This is a genomic window from Algoriphagus pacificus (assembly GCF_017254845.1).
Taxonomy (GTDB): domain Bacteria; phylum Bacteroidota; class Bacteroidia; order Cytophagales; family Cyclobacteriaceae; genus Algoriphagus; species Algoriphagus pacificus.
In genome coordinates this window covers 1043956-1070933 of record NZ_JAFKCU010000002.1, presented here as the reverse complement: position 1 = coordinate 1070933, position 26978 = coordinate 1043956, and the positions used below count along the sequence as shown (strand labels likewise).

Here is a 26978-nt window from a genome sequence, read left to right as displayed (position 1 = left end):
TGAATTACTGAAGGTAGGTAAAAACCAACATTCGGATACCAAACCCAATCATGATCAGACCTACAGCTTTATTCAACCAACCCATCATTTTAGGAGTAACTAAATGGGAAAGTTGCTTGGCTATAAATGCCTTCAGCAAATCAATACTGAAAACTGTTCCTAATATTCCTAGATAGTAATACCAAACTTCAGCTGTGCCAAAAGTATCTTTAATCTGTACAATGCTGGCAATGGAAATCCAAAACAGAAGCACAAAAGGATTGATTCCATTGATGCTGAAACCTTTGAAAAAGGCTGATCTTTTTTTGAATTGCGGAAAATCCAATCCTCCTGAATTTGGCCTGGAAACCTTTTTCTTCAACAAAGAACTAATGCCAAATCCTATCAAAATCAAGCCTCCAACATAACCCAAAACCAATTCAAAGTAAGTTGCATCCGCCAGAAACTTGACTCCAAAAAAAGTGATTACGACGTAAATACTGTCGCTGACTAAGATCCCCAAAGCGAGTACTGCTGCATAACGGAAACCGTAACTGAGACTGCTTTGGATCAAAGTGAAAAATACCGGTCCAACCAGCGCTGAGAGCAAAAGTCCCATACTCAAGCCTTCGAGTAATGCCGGATTCATGAAATCATATCTTTTGATTTCATGAATTCAAGCCAGGAAGTGGACTTTTCACCTTTTAATACTCTTGGGAATTTATTTTGACCACCTTCTTTTCCCTGAAGCTTCATCCATTCATAAAACAGGGAAGACGGTACCACGGTGACTTTCACTTTTTTCAAGGCATGCTTTCGCTCCACTCCATAGTCATCATTGAGATCCTTCAAATGGCTATCCAGAGACTCTTTTAAGGCATCCGGATCCACATCATCACTTGTTCCCACAAACCAATGATGTGCAAAGAGATTTTTATGAGGAACTCCCAAAACCGTGAATTCACGGATCGTGATGTTCAATTCTTCTGAGGCCAATTCTATAGCTTTATTCATATTGTCCACGGACAAATGCTCCCCACATAAACTCAGGTAATGCTTGGTCCTCCCAGTGATGATAATTTCACTTTCCTCTTTGGACACAAACTTCACCACATCTCCAATCAGATAGCGCCAAGCTCCGGCACAGGTACTGATCAAAAGCGCATAATCTACTCCTTCCTCAACCTCGTCAATTTTTAAAGCATTTGCATTTTCCCGGATATTTCCTTCCTCGTCAAAGTTTTCCTCCGTAAAAGGCACAAACTCATGAAAGATTCCATTATTCAACACCAAACGCATGGATTTGCGGTCAGGCAAAGCCTGAAAAGCCAAAAATCCTTCTGAAGCAAGGTAAGTCTCAATATAGATCAGCGGCTTCCCTAAGAGCTTTTCAAATCCCTTTTTGTATGGCTCAAAAGATACGCCGCCATGCACGAAAATCTGAAGGTTGGGCCAGATCTCATGAATATTTTTGACACCGTATTCCTCGATTATTTTTTCAATCAAAATCTGCAACCAAGCCGGAACTCCAACTATTATCCCGATATCCCAATGAGGTGCTTTTTTGACAATCTGATCCAGTTTTTCTCCCCAATTTTTGCTTCTAGAAATCTTCTTTCCGGGTTTATAAAACCGCTGAAACCAAATCGGCAATCTCCCTGCTGTAATCCCACTTAGATCTCCAGAAAAATAGGTTCCGTTAAATTCCAGATCAGTACTTCCTCCCAGCATCAGAATACCTTTTGTAAACAAAGAATCCGGCAAATCATATTTCGAAAGTGATAAAATCTGTCTTACTCCTGTTTTCCGAATGGCTCTCACCATATCCACCGTGATCGGAATGTATTTGGAAGTCGCACCTGATGTGCCGCTACTCAAGGCAAAATATCGGACTTCACCCGGCCAAGTCACGTCACGCTTTCCTTCCTGCAACAAATGCCACCACTCGGCATGTATTTTATTGTAATCGTAAATAGGAACTTGAGCTTTGTATCGCTCATAGAACTCATGATTACCCAATTTGAAACCTCTCAAAATGGCTGAGAAATCATATTTGGTGGCTATGGCGGTGCGGTTCGCTTTGATTAATAATTTCTTAAGGGTAGCACGTTGAAGTTCAAGAGGCATCGAGTATTCCTGCTCCAAACTTTCGCGCAGTCTTATGCCTCTTTTTAGTAAAGTACTGATGATCGCCATATCTTTGTTTTAGGCCAATTAGTGAAAAAGTAAAGCATAAAAATAGAAAATGGACATTAAAGCCAATCTAGAAGCAGTAAAAAAAACTTTTATTAATCCGGACTGTCTCTTGGTTGCGGTAAGCAAAACCAAGCCTCTTGCAGATCTGAAAGAAGCCTATGCTTGTGGCATACGGGATTTTGGGGAAAACAAAGTACAGGAGATCCAGGCGAAGCAGCCCGAGATGCCTGAGGATACCCGTTGGCATATGATCGGCCATCTGCAAAGCAACAAGGTCAAATACATCGCTCCATTTGTCCATCTGATTCATGGAGTGGATTCGTTCAAGCTTCTGAAAGAAATCAACAAGCAAGGGAAGAAAATCGATCGGATTATTCCTGTTTTACTTCAAATCCATATCGCAGAAGAAGAAAGTAAGTTTGGGTTTGATGCCAAAGAAATCCAAGAAATGATTCAGGATCCTGAATTCACTGCGCTGACTCATGTAAGCGTTCAGGGATTGATGGGTATGGCTACTTTCACAGAAGACGAAAACCAAATCCGAAAGGAATTCAAAAGTTTAAAAAGCCTTTTTGAAAATCTAAAAAAAGAAACCCTTCCAGCATTTGTTGAGATGAAAGAACTCTCCATGGGAATGAGCGGAGATTACCTTATCGCTCAAGAGGAAGGAAGTACTATGGTTCGTATCGGATCCGCGATCTTTGGAAGCAGAGGCTAAAGGAAGTAAGATTTCAGAAGTTAGATTTATGATGTGGTCGAAAACTTAGGAAATACGAAAATAGAAATACTGGACTTCGTTTTCCAGAGCAGGCATAATGTAAAAACTGAAAAGACCCTGTACAGCCTGTCCCGATATTTTCGGGAGGGTCAAATAGTTATAGCCATGGGTAAATGAGCGAAACGAAGTGAGCAAATGCAACCCATGGTAAAAATGGATTTAAAATGCCCCCTCCTGCCCAGAATTTCCCTTTGGAAACCAATAGAAATCGCAGGAGGCCGGAGACGAAAACAGAGAAAAAAACACCGAATAATGAATGCTGAATATCGAATAGGGAAACAGATCTTGGATAAAAATGAAAAACGGAAGCATGCCGAAGGCATGAAATATCAATAGCCCAGGGTTTGCCGCGATAGCTATCGGGCCCCTGGGTATAGTGATGCAAAACCTTTTCTCCCCTCCTGCTCCGAATTTCCCTTTGGAAACCAATAGAATTCGCAGGAGGACAAATTCGAAAACAGTGAATTGAACTAACACCGAATAATGAATGCTAAACTTCGAATTTTAACTCTTTCGAAAATTTTGGCAACTAAACAATAACACATGAACGGAAGACAAATTATTATGCTCGCGGGACTTTCCGGCGCACTGGCAGTAGGACTAGGAGCCTTCGGCGCTCATGGTTTAGAAGAAACCCTGACTGCAACTGGTAGAACTGAAACCTTTGAGACAGCCGTCAAATACCATTTTTACCATACCCTGGCTTTGGCACTGATCGGTTTGATTCAATTGGTTCGTCCCAACTGGAAAAGTCTTCAATTCAGCACCTGGTCCATGATCGGGGGAATCGTAATATTCCCGGGTTCCTTGTATATTTTATCTTTGACGGGTGTCACTTGGTGGGGAGCTGTGACTCCTCTAGGTGGCGTGTTTTTTATCCTGGGTTGGTTGGGTTTGTTTTATGCAGCTTTAAGAAATGATCAAATTGTCGTTGACTAGAATTACCTATTCGCTTGTTATTTTCTTTGGCCTACTGAGCAGTTTTTCTTATGCCCAACTCAATCGGGATCAATATGAAAAACTCGAACAGCTGGTGGGCGATAGAAGCTTTTTTGCCAATCACCTTTCCGGTTTTGAACTGTATGATCTGGACAGCCAACTAGTAGTTTATGAGCGAAACAGCGAGCAGCGCTTTATTCCGGCTTCCACCACAAAACTCTTAACACTTTTCTCCAGCCTGATCATTCTGAATGATTCCACACAAACTCTTCGCTATGTCACTAGCGGAGACACAATTCGGATTTGGGGTTCAGGTGATCCAAGCTGGAAGTACAAGGATTTCTTCCAGCCAGATATCAAAGCGTTTTTAGCACCTTATTCCACCGTTATTTTCTCCGATGCCAATCAAGATGCTCCTGCCTTTGGCTATGGTTGGCAATGGGATGATTACTATTACGACTATTCCGCTGAGCGAACCTCCCTTCCTATTTATGGAAATCTCGTTCAGGTTAGAAAATCAGGAAACAGACCTATTGTCTCCCCAGCCCGATTCCAAGCCTCGGTTTTTACGACCAACCGAAGCATTCGGGAACTCGAAAGGGATTTCCATTCGAACAAGTTCTTTTACAACCCCAATAATTTCCGGGGATCAGAGGAGTTCATTCCCTTTATTTCAACTCCTGAATTATTTATCGAACTGGCATCAGAAGCCACAGGAAAAAGCTGGATCTATAAGCCAGACAGCCTCCCAAAAATCCATCAGGAGTGGCGTGGATCACCGCTATTTCCCATCCTAAAAGAAATGATGCTGGAAAGCGATAATTTCCTCGCTGAGCAATTGATGCTGATGGTTTCGGATCGACTTTTTCAACGCTTGGATACCGAAAGAGCGATCGAATACATGCTGAAAACCTATCTTTTTGACTTGCCGGATCAACCGCAATGGGTGGATGGAAGTGGACTTAGCCGTCACAATCTAATGACTCCCAGATCCATGGTGGCCTTGTTTGAGAAAATCTACAGAATGATGCCGGATCAGGATCTCTATGAAATCCTACCAACTGGAGGAGTTTCCGGAACGATCAAAAACAGCTATCAAGCGCAAACTCCCTACATCTTTGCCAAGACAGGTACGATGAGTAACAATCACAGCCTCGTGGGACTGATCAAGACTAAAAGCGGTAAAACATTTTGCTTTGCCTTTATGAATTCCAACTATCCTTACAAAGCCTCTGAAGTTCGCCGTGAAATGGAAAAAGTACTGGTGCAGGTAAGGGACATGTTGTGAGGTGGGATGTCAGATGTTAGATGTAAGATGTAGGACGTTTTTTTGACCGTCATTGCGCCTGTCCGCCGTGGTGGAAGGAGGAGGAACGACGACGTGGCAATCTTTTGTTTTTAACCGTCATTGCGAGACGAGGAACGAGGCGAAGCAATCCCGTGAAAAGAACCTCTATATGTTTTTAAACACAAGGGCTCCCGCGAAGGCGCAAAGGAGCAGAAGGAAACAAGCAATTGGCAAACCTCAAATCGCTCGAAAGCGAACAAAATTGATCGGATTTTTTAATTAATGATTTTGGAAATGGCCAAAATCGTCTGAAAAACAAAGATTTAACTGGCATTGGAATTGAAATCCTACCAAGCATCTCAAATCAACACACTAAATGAAAACCATTCTTTTTAAAGCATCTCTACTTATTTCTTTGTCTATCCTAGCCGGATGTGCAGATAAAAGCTATCCTGAAAACATGACTGCGGAAGAACGAAAAGCCTACTATGAGGAATTCAATAATTCCAAAACTCCTGAGGAATGGGAAGAAATACGAAACAACCGGAAAGCAAATACAGCAGAAACACTTCAAGAAACAGATACTCTTCCATCGGCTGAATCCCGCAACCCAGGTTCCATTCCTTTTTCCATTAAGAACAACAGCATTTTCCCCAAGAAATTACGGATTGCAGATAATGTGCTTAGCTTCTATCCTTTTGAAAAGCGATATGTTGGTTTCTACCCTCAAACAAAAGTGTACCTGATCAAAGGGGAAAATAAAGAAGAGCTTCTATTCGAAGTAAAATCCGAGGACAAAGGAAAAACCTTTGCAATCCATGCTTCTGAGTAGAAGGTTGATTATTTAACCGCAAAGTTCACAAAGACTCCCGCGAAGGCGCAAAGATTCTCACGCAACGGCGCAAAGGCGCAACAAGCCTAACCTTTGAGGTTTTTTTTCAACTTCGAAGGTTTTTGTTTTTAACCGTCATTGCGAGACGAGGAACGAGGCGAAGCAATCCCGTCAAAAGAACCTCTATATTCTTTTAACCACAAAGACTCTCGCTAAGGTCGCAAAGACGCAGATGGAAACAAGCACCAAAGGTGCGATCAGTGCCAACCCAGCATCAGCGAAGCGTAATGCTGGGTCAAAGAATCAGCTTTTCTTGAGAGTGCCAAAGGCACGATCAGTAAAAAATCAATCTAAGATTTAAAACAAAAAAGCGTAGATGCGCCCGATTGCTATAGAGGTCTACGCTTAGGTAAAGTTTCTACTCCCAGTTAAGGTTGAATTTATTTTAATCCTATCAATTGTTTTAATGAGTGATTACAATATCTCTTTAACGCTTCTAACTTCTTTTCTCCTTTTATGCCTAATATGATATATATTTTTTCTTCATTAATTGAATGGGCAGCTTGATTCCGAACTTTATTTATCTTATTAGCATCTTTGAACCAATTACTATCTAACATTTTTACAGAATTAAGCCAAAATGTATCAACGTTTTGAAATTTAACATCTTCTCTGTTTTTTATAGTTAGAGCAGAAATATTATTTTTATTACAAAACTCAAACTGGAATTCCAGAATTTCCTTGAGCACTTTTTGTTTAGAATAAATTAAATCTCGTAATCCTATTGGAATTTGAACCTCTGAAAATATTAAATAAGGATTCTTTTTTTTTGAATTTTGCTTATTAATAAAATTCTCTAATAAGTTTGAACAATCCCTAAACCCATTTGGTAAAGGATCAAATGAGTCATCACAAAATCTCTTAATATCTAAACCTCTTCTTAAAAGCTCTCTTATAGTATAGTCAAGAATTAGCCATGTTTCTAAAATAATAACCCTAGGATTTTCTGAATTATTAATTCTTTTTATACTATTATCAACAATTTCTAAAAACGAAAATGTATCAATATTTGAGAATGATCCAGAAATTAATCTCTCCGGATCGGCTAACTCCCAAAGACGCTGGGCATCTTCTTTACTAAATCGAAATGGTTTTTTGTTTTCTTCCATTTTACAATTATTTACCGACACCACCTTTTATTTACCACCCCCATCTATCTCCTTCATCACCCTATCAGTCTCCACAAGTGCCTTGATGATTTTTTGGTAATGCAGAATGTCTTGGAAATCCAGTGTTCGGCCTTTGCGGTCTTTGAGCCATTTTTGGGCGGGTTGGTAGCCGCCGATATAGAAGTTCCATGCGAGTTCGGGTACTTTGTCAAAGTATTGATCTGAGTTGATATAGACTCGGCCCGTCACTGCGAGGCTTTTTGCCGAAGCAGTCTCATTATCGGGATCGCTTCGCTCTGCTCGCGATGACGGTTCAAACTTTGGCCTATCCACCTCATTTTCTCCTCCAACTGGATATTCAGTAATGTATTCGCTGAGGCTTGGGCTTTCCATCAAGTGCAGGGATCGAAGTTCCCCGCCTAGGGCAACCAATCTCCAGAACTCATCCGCATCGGTAGGATAAGGCACTCTCGGGAAGTCAATCTTCAAAAACTCTTTGTACGTCTCTCTATAGCTCGGAGAATGCAACACTGCATAGATATAATCCAGTAGATCTATCGGTGCAAAACTCCCTTTAGCATCGGTCTTCTCTGATTCAAAACTCAAACCTAAACCATTTGCAATCTCTGCCAGAATTTTCATATCCAAATTCGGCGTTCGGGTAGGCTGAGAATCTATAGATAGCTGAGAATCGGAATCTGGGTAGAGATAAAGTGGAAATAAGTATGTCCCTCCTCTATTGCTATACATTGTTCTTTCATCAATTAATGAATTTGTTATATAAATATGACTATATGGAGCATCCTGAAAAAATTGTCTCATTAAGCATAAACCTAGATTCTCTTTATTTATGAAATGTTTCATAACAATGCTCCTTGATCTTCCTAAAAATCCAGATGATGTTCCTGTATAAACAATATTTCTAAAATCTAATGGTCTATAGTTATATCTTACTATTTCTATTTCATTATTTGATAAAATATCATTCTTTGCACTTTTATAATTCCATCCACTACTTTCTCCTTTAGTGAATATTAATTTTAATCTTTCAATATCCTCATTTCTAAAAATTTCAACCCTTTCTCTTAATATATTCACATCTTCATCAATAGATATATTATCACACTTTGTTTGAATACCAGAATTCCCAAGTTTAAATAAGACATTAAGAGATAAATATTTTAAGAATTCTTTATTAGAATTAATATCTTTAGAAGTAAAAAAGAAATTTGGCTTCTCAATAATAACATCTGACCATTTAATAGAATCTAAACTTGAATTAGATAAAAATTCGTATTTTACTTGCCTTTTTCCATATAGATCTTGATGAAAAATCTCTGTTTTATTTGAACCTGTTTTTATAAATATATTAATAGAAACTCCTTGCTGAATGTCAAAAACATTTTCATCGGAACCACCATTTGGATCTTTTTCTTTTTTACTAGCATTACCATGTAAATCTAAAATGTAGATTTTATTAAAAGATTTTATCAAGCTATGCCTCATTTCACGATGAGTAATACCATCGATAAAACTATTATTAGTAATAAATGCTAAAATTCCTGAACCATTTTTATCAATAAAATGCTGTCCGTATCGAATAAACTTGATGTAATCATCATCTAGGTTTATCTTTCTTTCATTCAGGTTCTTTTTATAATCCGCAATCAGATTTTGAATCCACTCTCCTTTATTCGTGCTACTCACAGAATAAGGTGGATTTCCTGCCACGATCATTACAGGAGCATCCCGCTTAATTTGATTTGCTTCATTGGCCTCAGCAGAAAGCCAGTTGGCGAAGAGGGTTCCCGTGTCTTTATGATATTCCTCTAGGCTATTGGTCAGGTAGATACGGAATCTTTGAGCTTTGGTACCCGTATAGCCTGTTTGCTTTAGCAGTAGATCCAGCTTTAGATGCGCCATAGCATATGAGGCCATCAGCAATTCGAAGCCATTGATGCGGGGCAGCAGGTGATTTTCCACATAAGAGTTCCAGATTCCTTGCTGTCCTTTTAATTTAGAATAGATCTGGTTGATTGCTTCCGCCACAAAAGTCCCTGTGCCCGTGGCAGGATCAAGGAACTGCACACGATGTACTTCCTGATCGATTTCCCGCATTCCTCCTGAGAAGCGTTTGTCATGGGTGGCAATGGGTACTTTGATGGTGGTTTTGGAAGTATCCGCCAGCCCCATCGGGAGGTCGAATTCATCGATCAGAATATCATCCACAGCACGGATAATAAAGTTTACCACGGGATGCGGCGTGTACCAGACGCCACGGGCTTTGCGCAGCTTGGGATCATAGCTGCTCAGGAAGTCCTCGTAAAAGTGGATAATCGGGTCCTCCATCTTGGTGGCCTTGCCGAAGTTTTTCAAGATCGCACTCACATCGGTAGCCCGGAAGATATCCGCTAGTGTATCCACGATCCACACGATTCGATCGTCCAGATCATAGCCAGCGATGTATTGAAAGAGCTTTCGTAGGAAAGGATTGGATTTGGGAATTAATTCAGCTGCTTCCTGTCTGGAAAAAGTATCTAGACTTTCATCATACAATCTCGCCGCAAACATGCCATAAGCAATCGTCTGGGCATAGACATCCGAAAATTCCTTTGGGGTAATATCATGGATCAGGATATCCTTAAAGGCATTCATCTGTTCCTTCAGCGTAGAGTTTTCCTGGTTTTCCTCATCGGAATTGAGGGAGTTTTCGATGACATTGGCCAACATTCGCGCTTTGCCCGCCATCATCTCCGCGAGTTTCTTGGGACTTTTGATGCTTTGCCCGATGTGGGTGGTGAAGTCCTTGATTAGGAGTTCGAAAGCTGGGAAGTTATGAGGGAGTGGAAGAATCTTGCCTTGATCTACAACCCCGATCCGAATGGAAGTAACGAGTTCTCCGCTTTTGTAATAGTAAAAGTCAAGGTAATCGGTAAAGATCAGGTTGTCCAGCGATTCCTTGTATCGGTCAAACTGTTCTTTGTTTCCGTTCTTTTTTGATCCTGTCAGATCTGAGTCACCAATATCTTTGGCTTCGATAAAGCCGACAGGGATTTCCTTTTTGTTGGTCAGAATGTAATCCGGTGCTCCACATGCCTGCCGTTTGGGTTCGTTGGTTGCAGAAATATTCGGAACGATGGACTCTATGAGTTGCTGAAGATCGCCTCTAAAAGTATGTTCGGTAGCGTGACCAAGTTTAAATCGGGTATTGATACTTTGAAGGTATTCGGAAACAGTCATGAAAAATGGGTTGATAAAAATTGATTCCTAAAGATATCATTTACCCCGATAACTAAAAGCAGATTTTTTCATTCCAAAAGCATAAATATTGCCCTACCCCTATCCTAGCTGATTCATTCCCCTACCAAAAAAATTAAAGAGCATTTATTCTTTGATACTGAACGTTCATTCTTTTAGTATGAATTTTCATTCTTGAACACTGAACATTCATTCTTTTTGTATGAAGTTTCACTCTTGAACAATGAACATTCACTCTTTAAGTATGGAGTTTCACTCTTGGATACTGAACATTCACTCTTTTTGTATGAATTTTTACTCTTGAACTATGAACGTTCACTCTTTTAGTATGAATTTTCATTCTTTGACACTGAACGTTCATTCTTTTAGTATGAAATTTTACTCTTGAACAATGAACGTTCACTCTTTTAGTATGAATTTTCATTATTAGAGAATGAATCAAAAAAAAACCGGCTCCTAGGAACCGGTTTTCACTTCGCGTTAAGATAAAAAATCAGGTATTGCCAGGGGTACTTTTAAGCTGCTGGCCGTTTAGGCTTTCGCTCAAACCGAACTCTCAAATCCTCATAAATAGGTTTGGCGCTCGGTACTGCCAGTTTGGTTGCCATCTGAACTGACTTGTAATAAGAACTTGCCGGCACCATTACCTCAGAGCCCGCCTCCATCAGCGTATCATCCAGATTGCTGCAGAGTTGCGCCAAAGCATTGTAAATCGGCAATAATTCGGTAATAGCTTTCCAGTCTTTTTGCATCTCTGGCACATCGGTAAACGGTGGGAGAAATTCCGGATTGGAAACTACATACTCCAGTACCTTTTCTGCAAAAGGTCGGGAGGCCTCACCCATCTTGTAGAGCGACTTACGCTCCTCTTCGGTGAGAGCAATGAGCAAGGGACCCAATTTGGTCACTAAAACAGCAATGGCGTCTTTGATCGCCTGTAGATCCGCTGGTGGGATCTCAATGGATACTTTGTTTTCCATCTTAAAAATCAGTTAAAAGTGTTGAAAAATAATTACTTAGGTAATTTAATCTGAAGAAAATAATAAAACAATAGTTCAATTTAAATTTTTGGTTTGAGAAAAATCCTCTCTTGAACTTAATTGATCCTAAGTTTTTAATTTTTTTTCCCCGACCTCAGTTGCGCTTCCACTAAATTCCTCGTACTATTATCAAAAACAATCAATTACAAACTTACTTTTATGAAAAAGACCTTATTCCCTCTCTTTCTTTTGGTTTTGGCTTTGTTTTCATGTAAGGAAACCGAAGATCCAATTATGGCCTGCGGAGTAGCAGACCCCGTTGAGAATTTACCTTGGCTTAAGGAGAAGATTGCCGAAATTAAAGCTGGAGACTATTCAGATGCAACCTCTGTGATTATGGCAACATATCAAGGTCAGACGGTATTTTATGAACACACTTGCTGCGCATTTTGCCTTTCCGTTGCATATTTTTTTTATGACTGTCAGGGGGAAATTGTGGAAGGAGATGGCATATATCTGGAACTGGAAGACCAACAGGTAATCTGGAAATCAAAAAATTCAAATTGTAATTCTTGATAGGATGTGAAACCATTGAAATGGCTCCTCTTCCTTTATTCAATTTATAGCCCACGGTTTACCCCGACAATTGTTGAGGGCGTGGGCTAAGGGAATCGTCACATTTTATCACCGTGGTCTGTGAGAAACAGACCACGATTTTTTAATTGCAAACCCCTCCCAATTACCCCGAAATCGTGTAGATTAAGGTAATGAAACCAAGCAATAGATTTTTCGGAATATTTTTGGGGCTTTTAGGATTCTTCCTCTCTCCCAATTTGGCACAGGCACAAGAAAACAGCAGCTGCCTTCTTGACCTCAAAGCCCTCTATGCGCATCTCCAAGAGACGCCTTCCTACAAGGATCAGGTAAAAGGTGATTTTAAAACCGAATACGAAAAAGCTTACCAAACCCTACAGGAAAATGCCCTTAATGCTCAAAATGACAGCCAGTGCTTTTTGGCTATCAGCGGGCTGGTTACACCCCTTCGGGACAATCATCTTTATCTTTCGCAGGTTCCCAAGACTCCTATCAGCAGTGAAAACCTAAAGGACTCTGCTTTTGTCCAAGCCTACCGACAAAAAGATGAGTTTCTGAATTTTTCCAATGTCACCACCAATATGGATTCTCTGGAAACGGCCCTTTCCAAACTATCCAAAGAAGATCCGGAAGGCATTTATTGGTATGGGGATTACCTGAAAGTTGGGCTATTCCAGACCATTCCCAGTCAGTTTATAGCCGTGGTATTTGAGTCCAAACTTGGCACTTGGGCACCGGGACAGATCGCCTTTTTGGCAAGAAAGCTCCCTGACGGCAACTTGAATATCTGGAATTACAATATTGTGCAAAAGAACCTAGGGCTCTATAGAGGCGAGCAGCTTGTCAATGGAACCTTTGCCCGGATCAATTATAGTAAGACTCCCGGGGAACCTGATTTTTCGCAGATCCCTACCGAAGAGGAGAAGTTTCAATTCAAACATCTGACTCCAAAAACCGATTACCTGCGCTTAGGCACCTTTGCTACATCCAACGATCAACTAGAAATCTCCCAGCAATTTCACGAGCAGATTAAAGATTCTTTGCTTAGCGAAAACCTGATTGTGGACTTGCGAAATAACGGTGGTGGAGGATTTAAAGCATCGAGAATCTTCTACCAACTACTCCGTGAATATGCAGAGAAGGGAAATATCTGGGTGCTCCTCAACCAAAGAACCGCCAGCAATGCGGAGCAATTCACCATCGAACTCCTCAAGCGGGATCATGTCACCAGTGCAGGCATCCGAACAGCGGGCATACTGACCTATGGTAATAACTATGGCAAAACAGAGACTTTGCCCTCCGGTAAATTCCAATTGTATATCACCGATATGAAGGATTCCGGCAATTACCTGCCTTATGAATCAGTCGGGATCAGTCCTCAGGTGAGCCTGGCATTTGACAGGGATTGGATCCAGCAAGTATTAGAGCAAATTGAAAAGTAAGAAATAGCCTCCCCCAAAATTATTTCAAAAAAATATTCGTGAAACTGTAAGGATTCGGATCACTCATGGTCTAAAGAGAAAAAACAACAGAACCATGAAAAAATACTTGATCCTTTACCTCCTAATTTTTGGACTTGTCACCTATTCTTTTTCACAGACTTCCTTTTCGGTGAAAGTTACCGGAGCTGGCCAGCCTATCATTTTGATTCCGGGACTTGCTTCTTCCGGAGATGTTTGGAATGAAACAGTAAGCCAACTCTCCCAAAACTTCGAATGCCATGTGCTGACCTTACCGGGTTTTGCAGGACAGGCTCCGATAGATTTGGAAAAGGGATTTCTTCCCGATGTTGAAAAGGAAATAGGCGCATACCTTAACCAGCTCGGGCAACCGGCGATTCTGATTGGCCATAGTCTTGGAGGTTTCCTTTCCTTGCAGCTGGCCAATGACTTCCCCGAAAAGGTAGAAAAAGCTATCATTGTGGATTCGTATCCTTTTTATTCGGCAGCGATGAATCCTGCAGCTACTGTCGAAGGCATGAAACCTATGGCCGCACAGATGAAACAAATGATTGAATCAATTTCAGATGCAGATTTTAAAACCCAACAGCAAGCTGGAATGGGCATGATGACAGCGACTCAGGACAAAATAGCTACGATTGTGGATTGGTCTTTGGCCAGTGATCGGGAGACTTTTTCGCAGGCCATGTACGAATTGATGGTGACAGATTATCGGGAGAATCTCAGCAACCTCAAAACTCCCTTATTGGTTTTGGGTGCTTGGTATTCGGGTAAGGATTATGGGCTGACTGAAGCTTCAGTGAAAAGTAATTTCCAAAATCAATACCAAAAAGCAGCTAATGTTCAGATTGAAATGGCTCCTACGGCACATCATTTCATCATGTGGGACAATCCGGATTGGTTTATGGAACAGGTGAAAAGTTTTATCCAATGAAGCAAAACAAGGAACTCGAATTTGAGAACCTCTACCAACTCCATAAGGATAAGATCTTCCGTCTTTGCCTGGGTTTCGTGAAAGATCGAGACCTGGCTTACGACTTGTTCCAGGAGATTTTGATCAAAATCTGGAGGCATCTGGATAGTTTTCGAAGTGAGAGTGACATCAGTACCTGGATCTATCGAATTGCCTATAACACGGCAATTACTTTTTCTGCCAAGGAAAAGCGAAAACAGGAACAGGTGGATTTTCCGCAGGGAATGGAGCTGGCCGAGCCTGAAAATAGAAGTCAGGAACAGGAAATCCAGATTCAAAGACTATACGAAGCCATCAATTCCCTGCCGGAAACCGACCGGGTAATCGCTACCCTCCTTTTGGAAAATACGCCATACAAAACCATCGCCGAGGTAACAGGCATCACCGAAAACTATGTGGCTGTGAAAGTAAACCGCATCAAAACCTCGCTCACTCAAATTCTCAACCCCCATGGAAAATAATTTTGAAGACATACAAAAGCTTTGGCAAGCACAACAGCCTGTGGAGTTTGACCTCTCCTCCCTGATTTCTGGACTGAAAAAAACTGAAGCCAAGCAAAGAAGAGAGTTGACCTTTATGGCGATTATCACACCTCTGACCATTGGATTCCTCTTTTGGTCCATGCCATGGAGAGAAAGTCAAGGAATCGCCATCAGTTTATATCTGATTGCCTTCGCGATGATCGGAGTACTTGCACTAACCGTAAAAGCTAAATTAAGTAAGGATAATGGTACTGAGCGATTTAGTAACACAGCTTACTTAAAAGCTCAGATCGCTAAGCTGAAGTCCCGATATACCATTACCAGCAAATACATGTATGGCTACACTTTTTTATTGTTGCTAGCATTGAATATTTCCTATTTCATCTTGTTGGAGCCTTTGTCTGCAATGGCCAGAATCGGAATTCATTTGGCGCTTACGGGAGTAATCGCAGTGTTTATGCATTGGCAGATCCGCAGAAAAATCAAAAAGTACGATCGTGAACTAAAGCCCTTGATCGAAAAGATGGAAGGGATGCTAGAAGAAGGCATTGCACAGTCGAAGTGAAAGGATTGAAGTTGGAAGTTGGAAGATGGAAGACAGGAGACGGGAGACGGAAGCAAACTGTAAACTCTGAACTCTTAAAAGCACCCTTAGCGTCCTTAGCGGTATACTTTGCGAACACTGCGTTAATCTAAAAACCTCATAGGTTACCACTACTGTGACTGAATACTGCGACTGCAAACTAAATATTCTGCCCCTTTGCGCCTCTGCGGGATACTTTGTTTGCTTTGAGGTCAAATATAAACCTTGATGTCTGTGTGACCCGCCTGCGGACGGAAAGGCACAGACCACGGTTTAAGTTTTTTACATCGGGATTGCTCCGGTCATTCCTCCCCCGCAATGGCGCTATTGGCATACGACTTGACTACTGCGACTGTTGACTGGTTACTGGTTACTGCGACTGTTGACTGATTACTGAATCTTTGCGTCTCTGCGGTTATCCAAGAAAACCTTTGTGTCCTTTGCGGTGAAAACCTTATTTTCACATTTCGGAAACAAACCAATCGAATGCAAAAACGCGATTTCTTAAAATCTTTAGGCTTAATGGCCGGTTCAGCTGCCGCCCTATCTTTTACCTTTCCCACCAAGGAAGAATTTGCCAAAACATTAAAGCCTCTCGGCATCAAAAAAGGTGATACCGTAGGATTGATCAGCCCCTCTGCTGCCTCTGCAGATCGCATGCAATTTACCTTTGCTCAGGAAGCTTTGGAAGCTTTGGGTTTTCAGGTGAAAATGGGAGAAAATGCGAAAAACAGAAGAGGTCATTTGGCAGGAACTGATGAAGATAGAGCCTCTGATCTCAACGGCATGTTTGCAGACTCAGATATCAAAGCAATAATCTGCATCCGAGGCGGATCTGGTGCAGCCAGAATTTTGCCTTTGATTGATTATAAGTTGATTTCAAAAAATCCAAAGCCCTTGCTGGGATATTCAGACATCACCGCATTGCATTCTGCCATCCATGCTCAGACAGGCCTGATAACTTTCCATGGTCCAAATGGCTCAGGAAGCTGGAATCCCTTCAATGTAGAGCAGTTTGAAAAAATGTTTTTTGCAAAGGAATTGATTCGATTCGAAAATGACATTACCAAAAATGGAGACTTGGTTGCGAAATCAAATAGGATTCAGACACTTCATTCAGGAACCGCGGAAGGGGTTATTCTTGGTGGAAACCTGACTGTTTTGACCGCAATCTCAGGTACTCCTTATTACCCTGATTTCAAAAATGCCATTCTATTTATTGAGGACGTGGGAGAAGATCCATACCGCATCGATCGGATGATGAGTACTTTGAAATTGAACGGCACTTTGGATCAGATCAAGGGATTTATTTTTGGACAATGCAGCGAATGTGAACCCGGAGGTGGTTATGGTTCGTTAACAGTGGATCAAGTGATGGATGATTACATCCTTCCTTTGAAAATCCCTGCTTATACCGGTGCTATGATCGGGCATATTTCCAGGCAGTTCATCGTGCCGGTTGGTGCCAAAGTAAAAATGGATGCCGATGCAGGTACCTTTACCATGATGGAATCAGTTTTTGAATCCTAATTTACCCTGATGAAAACACTTCTGATCACCTGTACAATATTGACACTTTTGGCCTGCCAAGGTTCAAAAAACGAACCTGGTAGCAACAATACTATGGAAGAAAACGAAACGCTAACTTATCTGGCACTGGGTGACAGCTATACCATCGGAGAAGGTGTCCCAGAAGAAGACCGCTACCCAAATCAATTGGTTTCACTTCTCAACAGCTCAACTGAATACACTTGGGCTGCCCCAAAAATCATCGCCAAAACAGGATGGACTGTTGATGAATTGGATGAAGGAATCAGCAAGTCAACATTAGAAGGACAGCCTTATGATTTGGTGACTCTGTTGATTGGTGTCAATGATCAATACCGAGGTGGTTCTGTCGACCAGTACGAAATCGATTTTGAGAAAATGCTTCTCCAAGCCATTGGATTTGCAGGAAATCTACCTGATCATGTGGTTGTCGTTTCTATTCCAGATTGGGGAGTGACTCCTTTTGCTCCTGCCAATGGAAAAGACAGTGAAAAAGTGGCCCAAGAAATCACTGCCTTCAATTCAGTGAAAAAAGAAATATGCGATAGATTCGGCGTGGTTTTCATTGACATTACTACTGAATATCGAATGATTGGCGGGCAGGATGAAATGGTAGTTGACGACCAATTGCATCCCAGTGGATTGGTTTATAAAAAATGGGCAGAAGCCTTAATTGAAATCGTCTCTAAAAAAGAATTCAAATGAAAATCTATCTGGTAATTATAGGACTATTGCTTAGCATTTTGGGCTGCGAAAAAGAAGATGATCAAATAGAATCTTGGTGGATCAATTCTGCCAAAAAAGATTGCGTGGGTGTAGGACCTATGAGTTGCCTCCAAATCCAAAAGGGAGAAACTTTGGAGCCTGGAGGTTGGCAGTTTTTCTACGATCAAATTCAGGGATTTGAATATGAAGCAGGATACATTTATCAGGTCTTGGTGAAAGTTTCTGACAAAGCCGAACCCATTCCTGCTGATGCCTCTTCCAAAAAATATGAGTTGGTAAAAGTCATTTCGAAGGAAGTGGATCCAAGTTTGCGCATCACAAATATCTGGAAGGTAATCCAAGTTGGCGAAATAGAAAATCCTACAAACCCCAATTCTAAAGATCCTCTGCTATTCGAAATCAAAGCTAGTGAAAGAAGCTATTCAGGTTCATTGGGCTGCAATTCCATCAGTGGAACTATCCTAGATCTCGATGCTGCGATTTTGACTTTTGGTCCGGGTGCAGTTACTGAAATGGCTTGTGCAGACATGACAGTAGAAAATGCAATTCTTCAGGCAATTACTGCTACAAAATCTTACCAAATTGCAGAGAATCAACTTACTTTGTTAGATGAAAAAGGAGCTGAATTAATGCTCTTACAAGCTGTAGATTAAAATTCCGCATGAAAATTATTTGCATTGGCCGCAATTATGTGGCTCATATCGAGGAACTCAAAAACGAAAAGCCTACTAACCCTGTCGTATTTTTAAAACCGGAAACGGCTATTTTAAAAAAAGGGGCACCATTTTACTATCCTGAGTTTTCGCAGAATATCCATCATGAAGGTGAGTTGGTTTTGAAAATCAACAAGGAAGCAAAGTACGTTGAAAAGAAATTTGCCCATCGTTACTTTGATGAAATCGGTTTTGGAATTGATTTCACGGCAAGAGACTTACAGGATCAATGCAAAGCAAAAGGTCTTCCATGGGAAATCGCCAAAGCCTTTAATGGCTCCGCTCCTATTGGCGATTTTATCCCAGTAACCGAACTCCCAGAACTAAACAATATTGACTTTCATCTAAAAGTCAATGGAGAAATAAAACAACAAGGAAACACCAGCTTGCTATTATTTGATTTCGGGACAATAATCGAATATGTTACTAAGTTTTTTATGTTGAAAAAAGGTGATTTGATCTATACAGGAACGCCGGCCGGAGTTGGCCCAGTTAAACCTGGCGATAGATTGGAAGGATTCATCGGAACAAAAAAACTACTTGATTTTGAAGTTAAATAAATCAACACTTTTCCTCATTTTCTTAATACTCTTTTCTGTTTCCGGGATAGCCCAGGAAGTTGAAAAAGGCTATTTCATTAATCCAATCAAGCCCGGAGTCAGGAATTATTTGGCTGGGAATTTTGCCGAGTTGCGGCCTAATCACTTTCATACTGGTCTGGATTTTAAAACAGGAGGCCAAGAAGGAGAACCTATCCTTGCTGCTGCTGACGGATGGGTTTACCGTATTAAAGTTTCGTCTTTTGGATACGGAAATGTGATTTACCTTAAGCATCCCAATGGCACTATCACGCTTTATGGTCACCTGAGAAACTTCAATGATAAATTGACCAAATTCATACGCAATAAAATGTATGAAGCCCAGGCAAACGAATTAGAAGTCTATCCAGAGCCAGGAGAATTACCGGTTAAAAAAGGAGAGCGAATTGCAGACAGTGGCAATACCGGAGGTTCTGGAGGCCCACATTTGCATTTCGAAATCAGAGACAGTTTAGAACGAGCAATGGACCCATTACTCTGGGGTTTTTCTGAGATTGTAGACAAGACTCCTCCTACTCCTCAGAAAATTGCGATTGTCCCGCTAGACATTGATTCCAGAGTGAATGGAAAATTTGAGCGCTTGGAAGTGACTCCTGTTTATTCTGGTGGATCTTACACCCTTCCTTCTACTGTCCAGATCACAGGGCAAGTTGGACTGGAAATCCAAAGTTTTGACCAATTGGATGGAGCTAGCAACCGAAATGGATATCCTACTTTTGAAGTATCCGACGAAACGGGTTTGGTCTATAGAATGGTCGTTGACAAGGTTGACTTCAATTTTACCAGACAATTTTTATTGCATACATACAGAAACAGGTTTACAAAACTTTATGTCCAGGAGGATTTAAAGTTTGATTATTTCGAGCCAAATTCTGAAAACACAGGGCATTTGGAATTAGAGCCTGGCGTCAAGAAAACATATCAATTAGCTTTAAAAGACGCTTACGGCAATTCCCGAAAAATCTCAATTCCGCTTCAGGGTCAGGATCTAGAACATAATGTAAATGATGGAGCCGCTCCGTCAAGAGCCTCAGTGAGCTATGAAGGGAATATCTTAAAAGTAAAAGCACCAATTTCACCCAACGGAGGCCTTGCTAAATTCTATGTGGGAGCACATACCTTTGAGATGCTTCCAGCCTACCAAAATTCCCAAAGCAGAACCTATTTATGGGATATGAATTTTGGGATTCCAGAAGAAATCGATGTTTGTTCCGAAGTGGTTTTAGTAGGTGTTGATGCAAGAATACCGGCAGATACTGACCAGCTTTTCGCAGATAATCATGTGAAAATCAAATTTACTGACCGAACTCTTTTAGAAGATCTATTTCTCAGAATTGAGCAGAAAGGTACAGCTTCAGCTCCAAGGATGGTGATCAATGATCCATCGGATTATTTATGGAATGAAATGGAGATCACCTGGCATCTACCTGACTACAAAGGGGACAAAGAGAAGGTTTTTGTGTACCAAGAAGCATCGAATGGAAGAAAGTCCTATGTCGGGGGAACTTGGGAAGGTGAATCTATCCGTTTTAAAACCAGAATTTTTGGTACTTTTGTTCTAGCCACCGACGATGTCAAACCAACAATTACTCCGATTCGAATCAATTCTTCAGGATTGAGGTTTACCATTAGGGATAACTCTTCAGGCATCGATAGTTTCGAAGCAAATGTCAACGGCAAATGGCTTTTGATGCGCTATGAATACAAACAGGCGGTAATTTGGTCCGAAACCTTAAACGGAGAACCCCTGAAGGGTCCAGTGATCCTCAAAGTAAAAGACCAAGCTGGCAACGTCGCTGAATGGAAAGGTACTTTGTAAACAAATTGTTTCATTCCAAAAGAAAAGAACATGAATTTAGAAGTTGGCCAAATGGCCCCAGATTTCGAAGCAAAAATTGAGACAGGAGAAACCATCAAACTTTCGGATTACCGAGGCAAAAAAGTGGTTCTATACTTTTATCCAAAAGACAATACTCCTGGCTGTACAGCTCAAGCCTGTAATTTAAGAGATAATTACGAGGCCCTTCAGAAAGCTGGATATGTAGTATTGGGAATCAGTTCAGATGCTGAAAAATCCCATCAGAAATTTATTGAAAAACAATCCCTGCCGTTTTCATTAATCGCTGACCCGGATAAAAAAGTGCATGAAGCCTATGGCACTTGGGTAGAAAAATCAATGTATGGCAGGAAATATATGGGCACAGCCCGAACTACTTTTGTCATCGATGAGGAAGGAAAAATCGCCGAAATCATCGAAAAAGTAAACACCAAAGATCACACAGCTCAAATCTTAAAATAAACCTCCGTAATGGAAAAAAAATCAACCGAACAGCTTCAGGAAGTAGCTTCTCAGGTGAGAAGAGACATCTTACGAATGGTACATCAAGTACAATCAGGCCACCCTGGAGCATCATTAGGCTGTACTGAGTTTTTTACAGCCCTTTACTTTGACCAGATGAAGCATGACAAAAACTTCAATATGAAAGGAAAAAACGAAGATTTATTCTTCCTTTCCAATGGTCATATTTCACCTGTATGGTATAGTGTCTTGGCGAGATCCGGATATTTCCCGATTGCCGAAATGAGCACTTTTAGAAAATTAAATTCCAGGCTTCAAGGCCACCCAGCTACTGAAGAAAACCTACCGGGAATCCGAATCGCTTCGGGATCTTTGGGTCAAGGGCTATCTGTGGCAATCGGTGCAGCTCAGGCTAAGAAAATAGATGGTGATGATCGTCTTGTCTATGTAATGATGGGTGATGGAGAACAGGAAGAAGGTCAAATCTGGGAAGCTGCGATGTATGCAGCTCACTGGAAAGTGGACAACCTAATCGCTACAATCGACTTAAACAGACAGCAGATCGATGGACCTACCAAAGAGATCATGGATTTGATCGATTTGAGAGCAAAATATGAGTCTTTCGGATGGGAAGTTATTGACACCCTTCAGGGAAACAACATGGAATCTGTATTGATCGGATTGGAAAAAGCAAAAAATCTAACAGGCCAAGGAAAGCCGATTTTGAACTTGCTTCATACTGAAATGGGATATGGCGTTGACTTTATGGTAGGAACCCATAAGTGGCATGGTATCGCACCAAATGACCAACAATTGGCAGATGCTTTGGCACAACTTCCAGAAACATTGGGAGATTATTAACCAACGCTATTATTGACCCTCAATTCAAAGAAAACATGGAAAAGACATTGGATTTAAAATTCAACTATACAGATAAAAAAGATACCCGTTCAGGTTTTGGTGATGGCTTGCTTGAAGCAGGTCGCAAAAACCCAAATGTGGTTGGTCTTTGTGCAGATTTAATTGGCTCCCTGAAAATGGGTGCTTTTCAGAAAGAGTTTCCTGAGAGATTCTTTCAAACAGGAATTGCAGAAGCAAACATGATCGGTATCGCTGCTGGATTATGCATCAGCGGAAAAATTCCTTTCACAGGTACTTTTGCCAACTTCTCTACCGGTAGAGTTTATGATCAGATCCGTCAGTCAGTGGCTTATTCTGACAAAAACGTAAAGATTTGTGCATCTCACGCAGGTTTGACTCTTGGAGAAGATGGTGCTACTCACCAGATCTTGGAGGACTTAGGCATGATGAAAATGCTTCCTCATATGACTGTGATCAACCCTTGTGATTACAACCAGACCAAAGCTGCTACGATGGCGATTGCAGAACATGAAGGTCCTGTTTATTTGAGATTTGGACGTCCAGTTTGGCCTATCTTCACTCCTGCCGATCAAAAATTTGAAATCGGAAAAGCCTGGAAAATGATAGATGGAAAAGATGTAACCATCTTTGCAACAGGACATTTGGTATGGGAAGCTGTAATCGCTGAAGCAATGCTTCGTGAAGAAGGAATCTCTGCTGAGGTAATAAATATCCATACAATCAAACCTTTGGATGAAGAAGCGATTTTGGAATCTGTAGCAAAAACAGGTTGCGCAGTTTCTGCTGAAGAGCATCAATACAACGGAGGTCTTGGAGATAGTATCGCTCAGACTTTAATCAGAAACAACCCTGCTCCATTGGAGTATGTAGGTGTGGATGATAGTTTTGGTGAGTCTGGTACTCCTACTCAATTATTGGAAAAGTATGGTTTGAATGCTGCAAACATTGTAAAAGCTGCTAAAAAAGCTTTGGCAAGAAAATAAGATTAAAAGCAATTGCTGCTTTGAAAACCACAGTCATTTGGCTGTGGTTTTTTTATTCTTTAACCCTTCCTTCGTCCATTTTTCCCTTGGCAACTGTTTTATGCTTTGAAAGCTCCTCAATATAAGCTTCCGCCTTTTGAAGGGCTTTATCCAATTGAGTTTCTAAATTATTGGGGTTGGTGTAAGTGAAATATTGCACATGCTCTAGGGCAATTACGTCCTGGAACATGGCATAAATGGAATCATGCTTATCATCATGAATCCAAGCAATTACTGGATTCCTGAAATTGGAGGTAATTTTTGCGAGTTCGGCAGGTACCGAACTTCCCTCTAAATTGGCGATTACAAACTTGCTTAAGCCCGCCATAGTCACCACATTTTCTATGATGTTTGTGTTTTCGGAAGGGTTAAAATCAAAGATTACCGGGATAAAGTTCCTCTTCCGAAGTTTATCCGCTACATCTCGAAGCAATTCCAATCCACCGTCTCTAAACTTACCAAGTAGCAAAACAGACCTTTGATTCAGTTGCTTTAGGGATTTTCCAAAACCTCCATCCTGCTGAATAAAATAGATAAATTGAGCTAGCGCGATGTCATCAACAAAAGCCACATGGCTATTGCCATTCAGATCTTTTCTAGAAAAATTATCTCTATGAAGAAAAAGTTCTTTCTGAACGGTATCATCACTGATGCAGATTTCCCAAGCAGACACACCATAAACATTGCAACCTTCAATCCTAGCTCCTGAGAAATCAGTCCCTATAAAAGTTGAATTGTTTAATACGCAGTCTATGAATTTTGCATCGGAAAAGTCTGTACCAGAACAATATGCTTTTCTGATCATACTTCCCGAAAAATCTGCGCCAGGAAAACCTGCGCTACTTAAATCTGCTTCATACAAATAGCAATTTGTCATATTTGCTTTTGGAAAAACAGCATTCTCGAAGGAAGCTTTATGAAAAGAAGTATTTGAAAAATTGAATGGGATATCCCAATCTGAAACCGTTCTCTCACCTTTTGTGAGAAGCTTGGTTTTATCTTTTCTGGCGAAATGTGGATAGATAAATTCTCCATCGAGATCCGGATGGATTTGCGGATTTTCTTCTCTCCAATTATTCCAGATTTTTGGCCCTTGAAGAAAAATTTTAAAATGATCAGGATTAGCCATAAAATTGAGTTTCTGTTTTAGCATTAATTTACGAATTCGGATTTATGAATTGAATCACCTCAGAGGTTCAGAATTCAAAAAATCAAATTTTATTCAGTTATCTGCCTATTGGATTTATTCCTAATCACCAACGATGAAAGATTATAAGATCTCTTTAAAAACCATTCAATTAATCCCGATTAGAATAGGGGATCATTCTAAGCTTTTCACTCTTATGAATAAAATCTACAAGGATGCTTATTCAGATTTTTGGATCGATGGTGGAGATTGGTATTTGGATCTATGTTACAATCCAGAAAACTTAAAAAAGGAGCTTTCCAGAGAGAGAAGCCATTATTTTTTTGTTGAATACGAGAAGGAAACGGTCGGTATTCTAAAGTATGATTTCCCCTTTTCTCCTCGAGAAGTAGAAATTCCAAATGCGATGAAACTACATAGACTCTACCTGGATTCTTCTGTGCAGGGAAATGGGGTTGCCAAGGAATTGATGGAATATATAGAGGAAGTCGCTATAAAAGCTGGGATAGATTGGATATGGTTGGAAGCCATGGTATCAAAACCTCAGGCAAAGCGATTTTATGAGAAAATGGGTTTTGAATGGGTTTTGACTTATCATTTGGAGTTTGAAAGACTTTTTGAAGAGGTTAGAAGAATTCAGATCATGAAGAAAAGGGTATAAAAAAATCTTCCTCCCATATAGGAGGAAGATTTAAACACTCATCAATCAATCTTAAAATTATTTTTTGATCAATCTCTTATTCATTACAATTTTTCCAGTTTTCAATTGAACAACATATAATCCTGGACTTAGGTGGTCAATATTGATTTGGTAAGTGGAGATTCCATTTTGAACCCCTTCCTCTTCAAACACAATTCTACCTACAGCATCAAAGATTCTGACTCCTACATTCATGCTTTGTTCCAATTCTACTTCGATGTTTACTTCAGAAGTAGCTGGGTTAGGGAACATGCTGAAGTCACCGAATCGAGGTTCACGACTTAGATCAATTGCTTTTTCGATCGTTTGTCCAGCTCTATCAGTACTGAAGACAGTAATTCTAGTATTTGCTGGAATTTCAGCCCCTTTCCAGATTAGCGTCTTACCGATTAGTTCAAAATTAGAATTCTCAGCAATGGAGTAAGTATGTTGATCATCTACCGGATCAATTGTGCTTAGGTCTCCTATTGCATCACCTGCTTGAATATTTCTAGCGATGAGAGTATTACTCAATTGAATATCAGTAGCAAGTGGTTTATCCAAAACCAAAACATTAACTGAAATTGGTTCATCCAAAGCATACCATTCGTTTTCTTCAAGCGTAGCTTTGAATTCATAGAATCCGGGACGCAATTGGTCATAGCTTTCAGAGTCGATAGTCAACTTAATGCCTTTTCCTTCAAACCAAGTTGAAGCCATACTTACGATTTTCTTCTCGATTTCTTCAGAAGAGGTGTTCCAAGGAACTTCCACCAAATCAGCAGCTACGCGCTTATTGCCTTTGCCTTTAGCTTCATGGATTACTATTGATCCTCCTCCAAGCAAAGTTGCTACGTCAGCATTATCATCAGCTCCTAATCCATTATCGTAGATAATACCTGAATCACCCCAAATTTTAATTCTAAATTCATCCGGAGCAGTTCCACCATTATAATCTCCATCCAAGGCAACCAAGGTGAATTTATAACCAGGTTGTCCATTGATAGTTCCTTCACCTCTGTAAGTAGCTTTTTTACCTGAAATCACCAAAGTACCAGATTCATGGAAGGTAGACTTGAAGTTTAAGTCTCCAGCCTTGAATTGGAATTCAGTATTTCCATCTACCTGATTTGACCCCTTTTTGTACTTGGAAACAAATCCGAAGTTGGCTTTGCCAGTTAAATTTTCATCTGCTTCATAAGCACCAGCAGGTGACATAATCCAACCACCACCGGTGACAAAGCTTCCATTTGGATCATATAGAGGTAAGTAAGCTACTGATTCAGCGCATCCAGAACCTACTATTGCTTCCACTTTGTAGACAGCAGGTAAACTTCCTAGTACAGAAGATGAAACAGTTAAATTAACTAGGCCATTAGCATCGGTACTTGAGCTACCTACTGGATTTCCATTCAAATAGAAGGTTACAAAGACTCCTGAAACAGCCGGAGAAACAGTAGCACTTAGAATGGCATTTGACCCTACTTGAACTGGCGCGCTGGATGCCGAAGCATCAATAGTGAGACCTTCTACTGTAAGTGTACCATCCATGAATTTAATTTCATAATTGGTAGAGGTCAGTCCAGATGGAGTAATATCATAAGTACCAGCGCATGAATTTTCATCTGCATCTGTAGAGAATTCTAGTGTACCAGTAAGAACATTCTCATCTTCTCCAATTGCGAAACCTGAGTAGTAGACAGAGAAAGGAGGATTTGTTTGGCCTACAAATTTCGATTTATTGTCTGCGGTAATGGTCAGTTCCTTCGGATCAATGGTCAGTGTACCAGCGGTTGGCGTTACGCTATAGTTCGGATTTGAGCCCAGCGTTACGGTGATCGGATAGCCTCCA

Annotated in this window: 25 protein-coding genes; 18 read left to right on the top strand and 7 right to left on the bottom strand. The window is 40.7% G+C overall.

What is annotated here, in order from left to right:
- Nucleotides 1-4: 4 nt before the first annotated feature.
- On the bottom strand, nucleotides 5-628 hold the full coding sequence (locus tag J0A69_RS11365; RefSeq protein WP_206586668.1) for a LysE family translocator: 624 nt from the start codon (nucleotides 626-628) through the stop codon (nucleotides 5-7).
- Nucleotides 625-2175, bottom strand: coding sequence for a GH3 family domain-containing protein (locus J0A69_RS11360; protein WP_206586667.1), 1551 nt, complete (start codon nucleotides 2173-2175; stop codon nucleotides 625-627). The genes J0A69_RS11365 and J0A69_RS11360 overlap by 4 nt, the downstream gene beginning before the upstream one ends.
- A 49-nt stretch (nucleotides 2176-2224) precedes the next feature.
- Between J0A69_RS11360 and J0A69_RS11355 the strand changes: the two genes are divergently transcribed.
- From J0A69_RS11355 to J0A69_RS11340, 4 genes are all read left to right on the top strand, one after another.
- Complete coding sequence (locus tag J0A69_RS11355) at nucleotides 2225-2893, top strand: YggS family pyridoxal phosphate-dependent enzyme (protein ID WP_206586666.1); 669 nt, start codon at nucleotides 2225-2227, stop codon at nucleotides 2891-2893.
- Between the two features lie 603 nt (nucleotides 2894-3496).
- The gene (locus J0A69_RS11350; protein ID WP_206586665.1) at nucleotides 3497-3892 is read left to right on the top strand and encodes a DUF423 domain-containing protein; all 396 of its coding nucleotides are present in this window, start codon (nucleotides 3497-3499) and stop codon (nucleotides 3890-3892) included.
- Nucleotides 3870-5180, top strand: coding sequence for a D-alanyl-D-alanine carboxypeptidase (locus tag J0A69_RS11345; RefSeq protein WP_206586664.1), 1311 nt, complete (start codon nucleotides 3870-3872; stop codon nucleotides 5178-5180). Before J0A69_RS11350 ends, J0A69_RS11345 begins: the two co-directional genes overlap by 23 nt.
- A 376-nt stretch (nucleotides 5181-5556) precedes the next feature.
- Nucleotides 5557-6012, top strand: a complete 456-nt coding sequence (locus J0A69_RS11340; protein WP_206586663.1) for a hypothetical protein — start codon at nucleotides 5557-5559, stop codon at nucleotides 6010-6012.
- Between the two features lie 440 nt (nucleotides 6013-6452).
- Here the strand turns inward: J0A69_RS11340 and J0A69_RS11335 are convergent, their stop codons facing one another.
- The 3 genes from J0A69_RS11335 to J0A69_RS11325 all read right to left on the bottom strand — a co-directional run bounded on the left by J0A69_RS11335 (nucleotide 6453) and on the right by J0A69_RS11325 (nucleotide 11329).
- Entirely contained in the window at nucleotides 6453-7181 is a 729-nt protein-coding gene (locus J0A69_RS11335) for a hypothetical protein (protein ID WP_206586662.1), read from the bottom strand.
- A gap of 27 nt (nucleotides 7182-7208) precedes the next feature.
- Nucleotides 7209-10421, bottom strand: a complete 3213-nt coding sequence (locus J0A69_RS11330) for a type ISP restriction/modification enzyme (protein WP_206586661.1) — start codon at nucleotides 10419-10421, stop codon at nucleotides 7209-7211.
- A gap of 533 nt (nucleotides 10422-10954) precedes the next feature.
- Entirely contained in the window at nucleotides 10955-11329 is a 375-nt protein-coding gene (locus J0A69_RS11325) for a hypothetical protein (RefSeq protein ID WP_236032814.1), read from the bottom strand.
- A 309-nt stretch (nucleotides 11330-11638) separates the two neighbouring features.
- Here J0A69_RS11325 and J0A69_RS11320 point away from each other — a divergent pair, with 309 nt between their 5' ends.
- From J0A69_RS11320 to J0A69_RS11260, 13 genes are all read left to right on the top strand, one after another.
- A complete protein-coding gene (locus J0A69_RS11320) occupies nucleotides 11639-11995 on the top strand; it encodes a hypothetical protein (protein ID WP_206586659.1) in 357 nt (118 codons plus the stop codon).
- Nucleotides 11996-12186: 191 nt separating this feature from the next.
- Nucleotides 12187-13455 (top strand): S41 family peptidase, encoded by a 1269-nt coding sequence (locus J0A69_RS11315; RefSeq protein WP_206586658.1) that lies wholly within the window; start codon nucleotides 12187-12189, stop codon nucleotides 13453-13455.
- A gap of 94 nt (nucleotides 13456-13549) precedes the next feature.
- A complete protein-coding gene (locus tag J0A69_RS11310) occupies nucleotides 13550-14407 on the top strand; it encodes an alpha/beta fold hydrolase (RefSeq protein WP_206586657.1) in 858 nt (285 codons plus the stop codon).
- Entirely contained in the window at nucleotides 14404-14907 is a 504-nt protein-coding gene (locus J0A69_RS11305) for an RNA polymerase sigma factor (RefSeq protein WP_206586656.1), read from the top strand. Before J0A69_RS11310 ends, J0A69_RS11305 begins: the two co-directional genes overlap by 4 nt.
- Nucleotides 14897-15493, top strand: a complete 597-nt coding sequence (locus J0A69_RS11300) for a hypothetical protein (RefSeq protein ID WP_206586655.1) — start codon at nucleotides 14897-14899, stop codon at nucleotides 15491-15493. Before J0A69_RS11305 ends, J0A69_RS11300 begins: the two co-directional genes overlap by 11 nt.
- Nucleotides 15494-15997: 504 nt before the next feature.
- Complete coding sequence (locus J0A69_RS11295) at nucleotides 15998-17041, top strand: S66 peptidase family protein (protein ID WP_206586654.1); 1044 nt, start codon at nucleotides 15998-16000, stop codon at nucleotides 17039-17041.
- Nucleotides 17042-17050: 9 nt separating this feature from the next.
- Nucleotides 17051-17764, top strand: coding sequence for an SGNH/GDSL hydrolase family protein (locus J0A69_RS11290; RefSeq protein WP_206586653.1), 714 nt, complete (start codon nucleotides 17051-17053; stop codon nucleotides 17762-17764).
- Complete coding sequence (locus J0A69_RS11285) at nucleotides 17761-18438, top strand: DUF4377 domain-containing protein (RefSeq protein ID WP_206586652.1); 678 nt, start codon at nucleotides 17761-17763, stop codon at nucleotides 18436-18438. Before J0A69_RS11290 ends, J0A69_RS11285 begins: the two co-directional genes overlap by 4 nt.
- A gap of 8 nt (nucleotides 18439-18446) precedes the next feature.
- Nucleotides 18447-19058, top strand: a complete 612-nt coding sequence (locus J0A69_RS11280) for a fumarylacetoacetate hydrolase family protein (protein WP_206586651.1) — start codon at nucleotides 18447-18449, stop codon at nucleotides 19056-19058.
- Nucleotides 19045-20916 carry a M23 family metallopeptidase gene (locus J0A69_RS11275; RefSeq protein ID WP_206586650.1) on the top strand — a complete coding sequence of 624 codons (1872 nt, stop codon included), beginning with the start codon at nucleotides 19045-19047 and terminating at the stop codon, nucleotides 20914-20916. Before J0A69_RS11280 ends, J0A69_RS11275 begins: the two co-directional genes overlap by 14 nt.
- A gap of 30 nt (nucleotides 20917-20946) precedes the next feature.
- Nucleotides 20947-21396, top strand: a complete 450-nt coding sequence (gene bcp / locus J0A69_RS11270; RefSeq protein ID WP_206586649.1) for a thioredoxin-dependent thiol peroxidase — start codon at nucleotides 20947-20949, stop codon at nucleotides 21394-21396.
- Between the two features lie 9 nt (nucleotides 21397-21405).
- Nucleotides 21406-22257 (top strand): transketolase, encoded by an 852-nt coding sequence (locus J0A69_RS11265; protein ID WP_206586648.1) that lies wholly within the window; start codon nucleotides 21406-21408, stop codon nucleotides 22255-22257.
- A 35-nt stretch (nucleotides 22258-22292) separates the two neighbouring features.
- Complete coding sequence (locus J0A69_RS11260) at nucleotides 22293-23261, top strand: transketolase family protein (protein ID WP_206586647.1); 969 nt, start codon at nucleotides 22293-22295, stop codon at nucleotides 23259-23261.
- 52 nt (nucleotides 23262-23313) lie between these two features.
- On the opposite strand, the gene J0A69_RS11255 is transcribed toward J0A69_RS11260, so the two are convergent.
- Nucleotides 23314-24453 carry a pentapeptide repeat-containing protein gene (locus J0A69_RS11255; RefSeq protein WP_206586646.1) on the bottom strand — a complete coding sequence of 380 codons (1140 nt, stop codon included), beginning with the start codon at nucleotides 24451-24453 and terminating at the stop codon, nucleotides 23314-23316.
- A 109-nt stretch (nucleotides 24454-24562) separates the two neighbouring features.
- On the opposite strand from J0A69_RS11255, the gene J0A69_RS11250 reads away from it, so the two are divergent.
- On the top strand, nucleotides 24563-25108 hold the full coding sequence (locus tag J0A69_RS11250; protein WP_206586645.1) for a GNAT family N-acetyltransferase: 546 nt from the start codon (nucleotides 24563-24565) through the stop codon (nucleotides 25106-25108).
- 57 nt (nucleotides 25109-25165) lie between these two features.
- On the opposite strand, the gene J0A69_RS11245 is transcribed toward J0A69_RS11250, so the two are convergent.
- The coding region (locus J0A69_RS11245; RefSeq protein ID WP_206586644.1) for an MBG domain-containing protein at nucleotides 25166-26978 on the bottom strand (1813 nt) is incomplete at its 5' end.

Bases quoted from the DNA above. Each gene is read 5' to 3' on its own strand.
- J0A69_RS11365 (WP_206586668.1), bottom strand. From the start codon at position 628: ATGAATCCGGCATTACTCGAAGGCTTGAGTATGGGACTTTTGCTCTCA.
- J0A69_RS11360 (WP_206586667.1), bottom strand. From the start codon at position 2,175: ATGGCGATCATCAGTACTTTACTAAAAAGAGGCATAAGACTGCGCGAA.
- J0A69_RS11355 (WP_206586666.1), top strand. From the start codon at position 2,225: ATGGACATTAAAGCCAATCTAGAAGCAGTAAAAAAAACTTTTATTAAT.
- J0A69_RS11350 (WP_206586665.1), top strand. From the start codon at position 3,497: ATGAACGGAAGACAAATTATTATGCTCGCGGGACTTTCCGGCGCACTG.
- J0A69_RS11345 (WP_206586664.1), top strand. From the start codon at position 3,870: ATGATCAAATTGTCGTTGACTAGAATTACCTATTCGCTTGTTATTTTC.
- J0A69_RS11340 (WP_206586663.1), top strand. From the start codon at position 5,557: ATGAAAACCATTCTTTTTAAAGCATCTCTACTTATTTCTTTGTCTATC.
- J0A69_RS11335 (WP_206586662.1), bottom strand. From the start codon at position 7,181: ATGGAAGAAAACAAAAAACCATTTCGATTTAGTAAAGAAGATGCCCAG.
- J0A69_RS11330 (WP_206586661.1), bottom strand. From the start codon at position 10,421: ATGACTGTTTCCGAATACCTTCAAAGTATCAATACCCGATTTAAACTT.
- J0A69_RS11320 (WP_206586659.1), top strand. From the start codon at position 11,639: ATGAAAAAGACCTTATTCCCTCTCTTTCTTTTGGTTTTGGCTTTGTTT.
- J0A69_RS11315 (WP_206586658.1), top strand. From the start codon at position 12,187: ATGAAACCAAGCAATAGATTTTTCGGAATATTTTTGGGGCTTTTAGGA.
- J0A69_RS11310 (WP_206586657.1), top strand. From the start codon at position 13,550: ATGAAAAAATACTTGATCCTTTACCTCCTAATTTTTGGACTTGTCACC.
- J0A69_RS11305 (WP_206586656.1), top strand. From the start codon at position 14,404: ATGAAGCAAAACAAGGAACTCGAATTTGAGAACCTCTACCAACTCCAT.
- J0A69_RS11300 (WP_206586655.1), top strand. From the start codon at position 14,897: ATGGAAAATAATTTTGAAGACATACAAAAGCTTTGGCAAGCACAACAG.
- J0A69_RS11295 (WP_206586654.1), top strand. From the start codon at position 15,998: ATGCAAAAACGCGATTTCTTAAAATCTTTAGGCTTAATGGCCGGTTCA.
- J0A69_RS11290 (WP_206586653.1), top strand. From the start codon at position 17,051: ATGAAAACACTTCTGATCACCTGTACAATATTGACACTTTTGGCCTGC.
- J0A69_RS11285 (WP_206586652.1), top strand. From the start codon at position 17,761: ATGAAAATCTATCTGGTAATTATAGGACTATTGCTTAGCATTTTGGGC.
- J0A69_RS11280 (WP_206586651.1), top strand. From the start codon at position 18,447: ATGAAAATTATTTGCATTGGCCGCAATTATGTGGCTCATATCGAGGAA.
- bcp (WP_206586649.1), top strand. From the start codon at position 20,947: ATGAATTTAGAAGTTGGCCAAATGGCCCCAGATTTCGAAGCAAAAATT.
- J0A69_RS11265 (WP_206586648.1), top strand. From the start codon at position 21,406: ATGGAAAAAAAATCAACCGAACAGCTTCAGGAAGTAGCTTCTCAGGTG.
- J0A69_RS11260 (WP_206586647.1), top strand. From the start codon at position 22,293: ATGGAAAAGACATTGGATTTAAAATTCAACTATACAGATAAAAAAGAT.
- J0A69_RS11255 (WP_206586646.1), bottom strand. From the start codon at position 24,453: ATGCTAAAACAGAAACTCAATTTTATGGCTAATCCTGATCATTTTAAA.
- J0A69_RS11250 (WP_206586645.1), top strand. From the start codon at position 24,563: ATGAAAGATTATAAGATCTCTTTAAAAACCATTCAATTAATCCCGATT.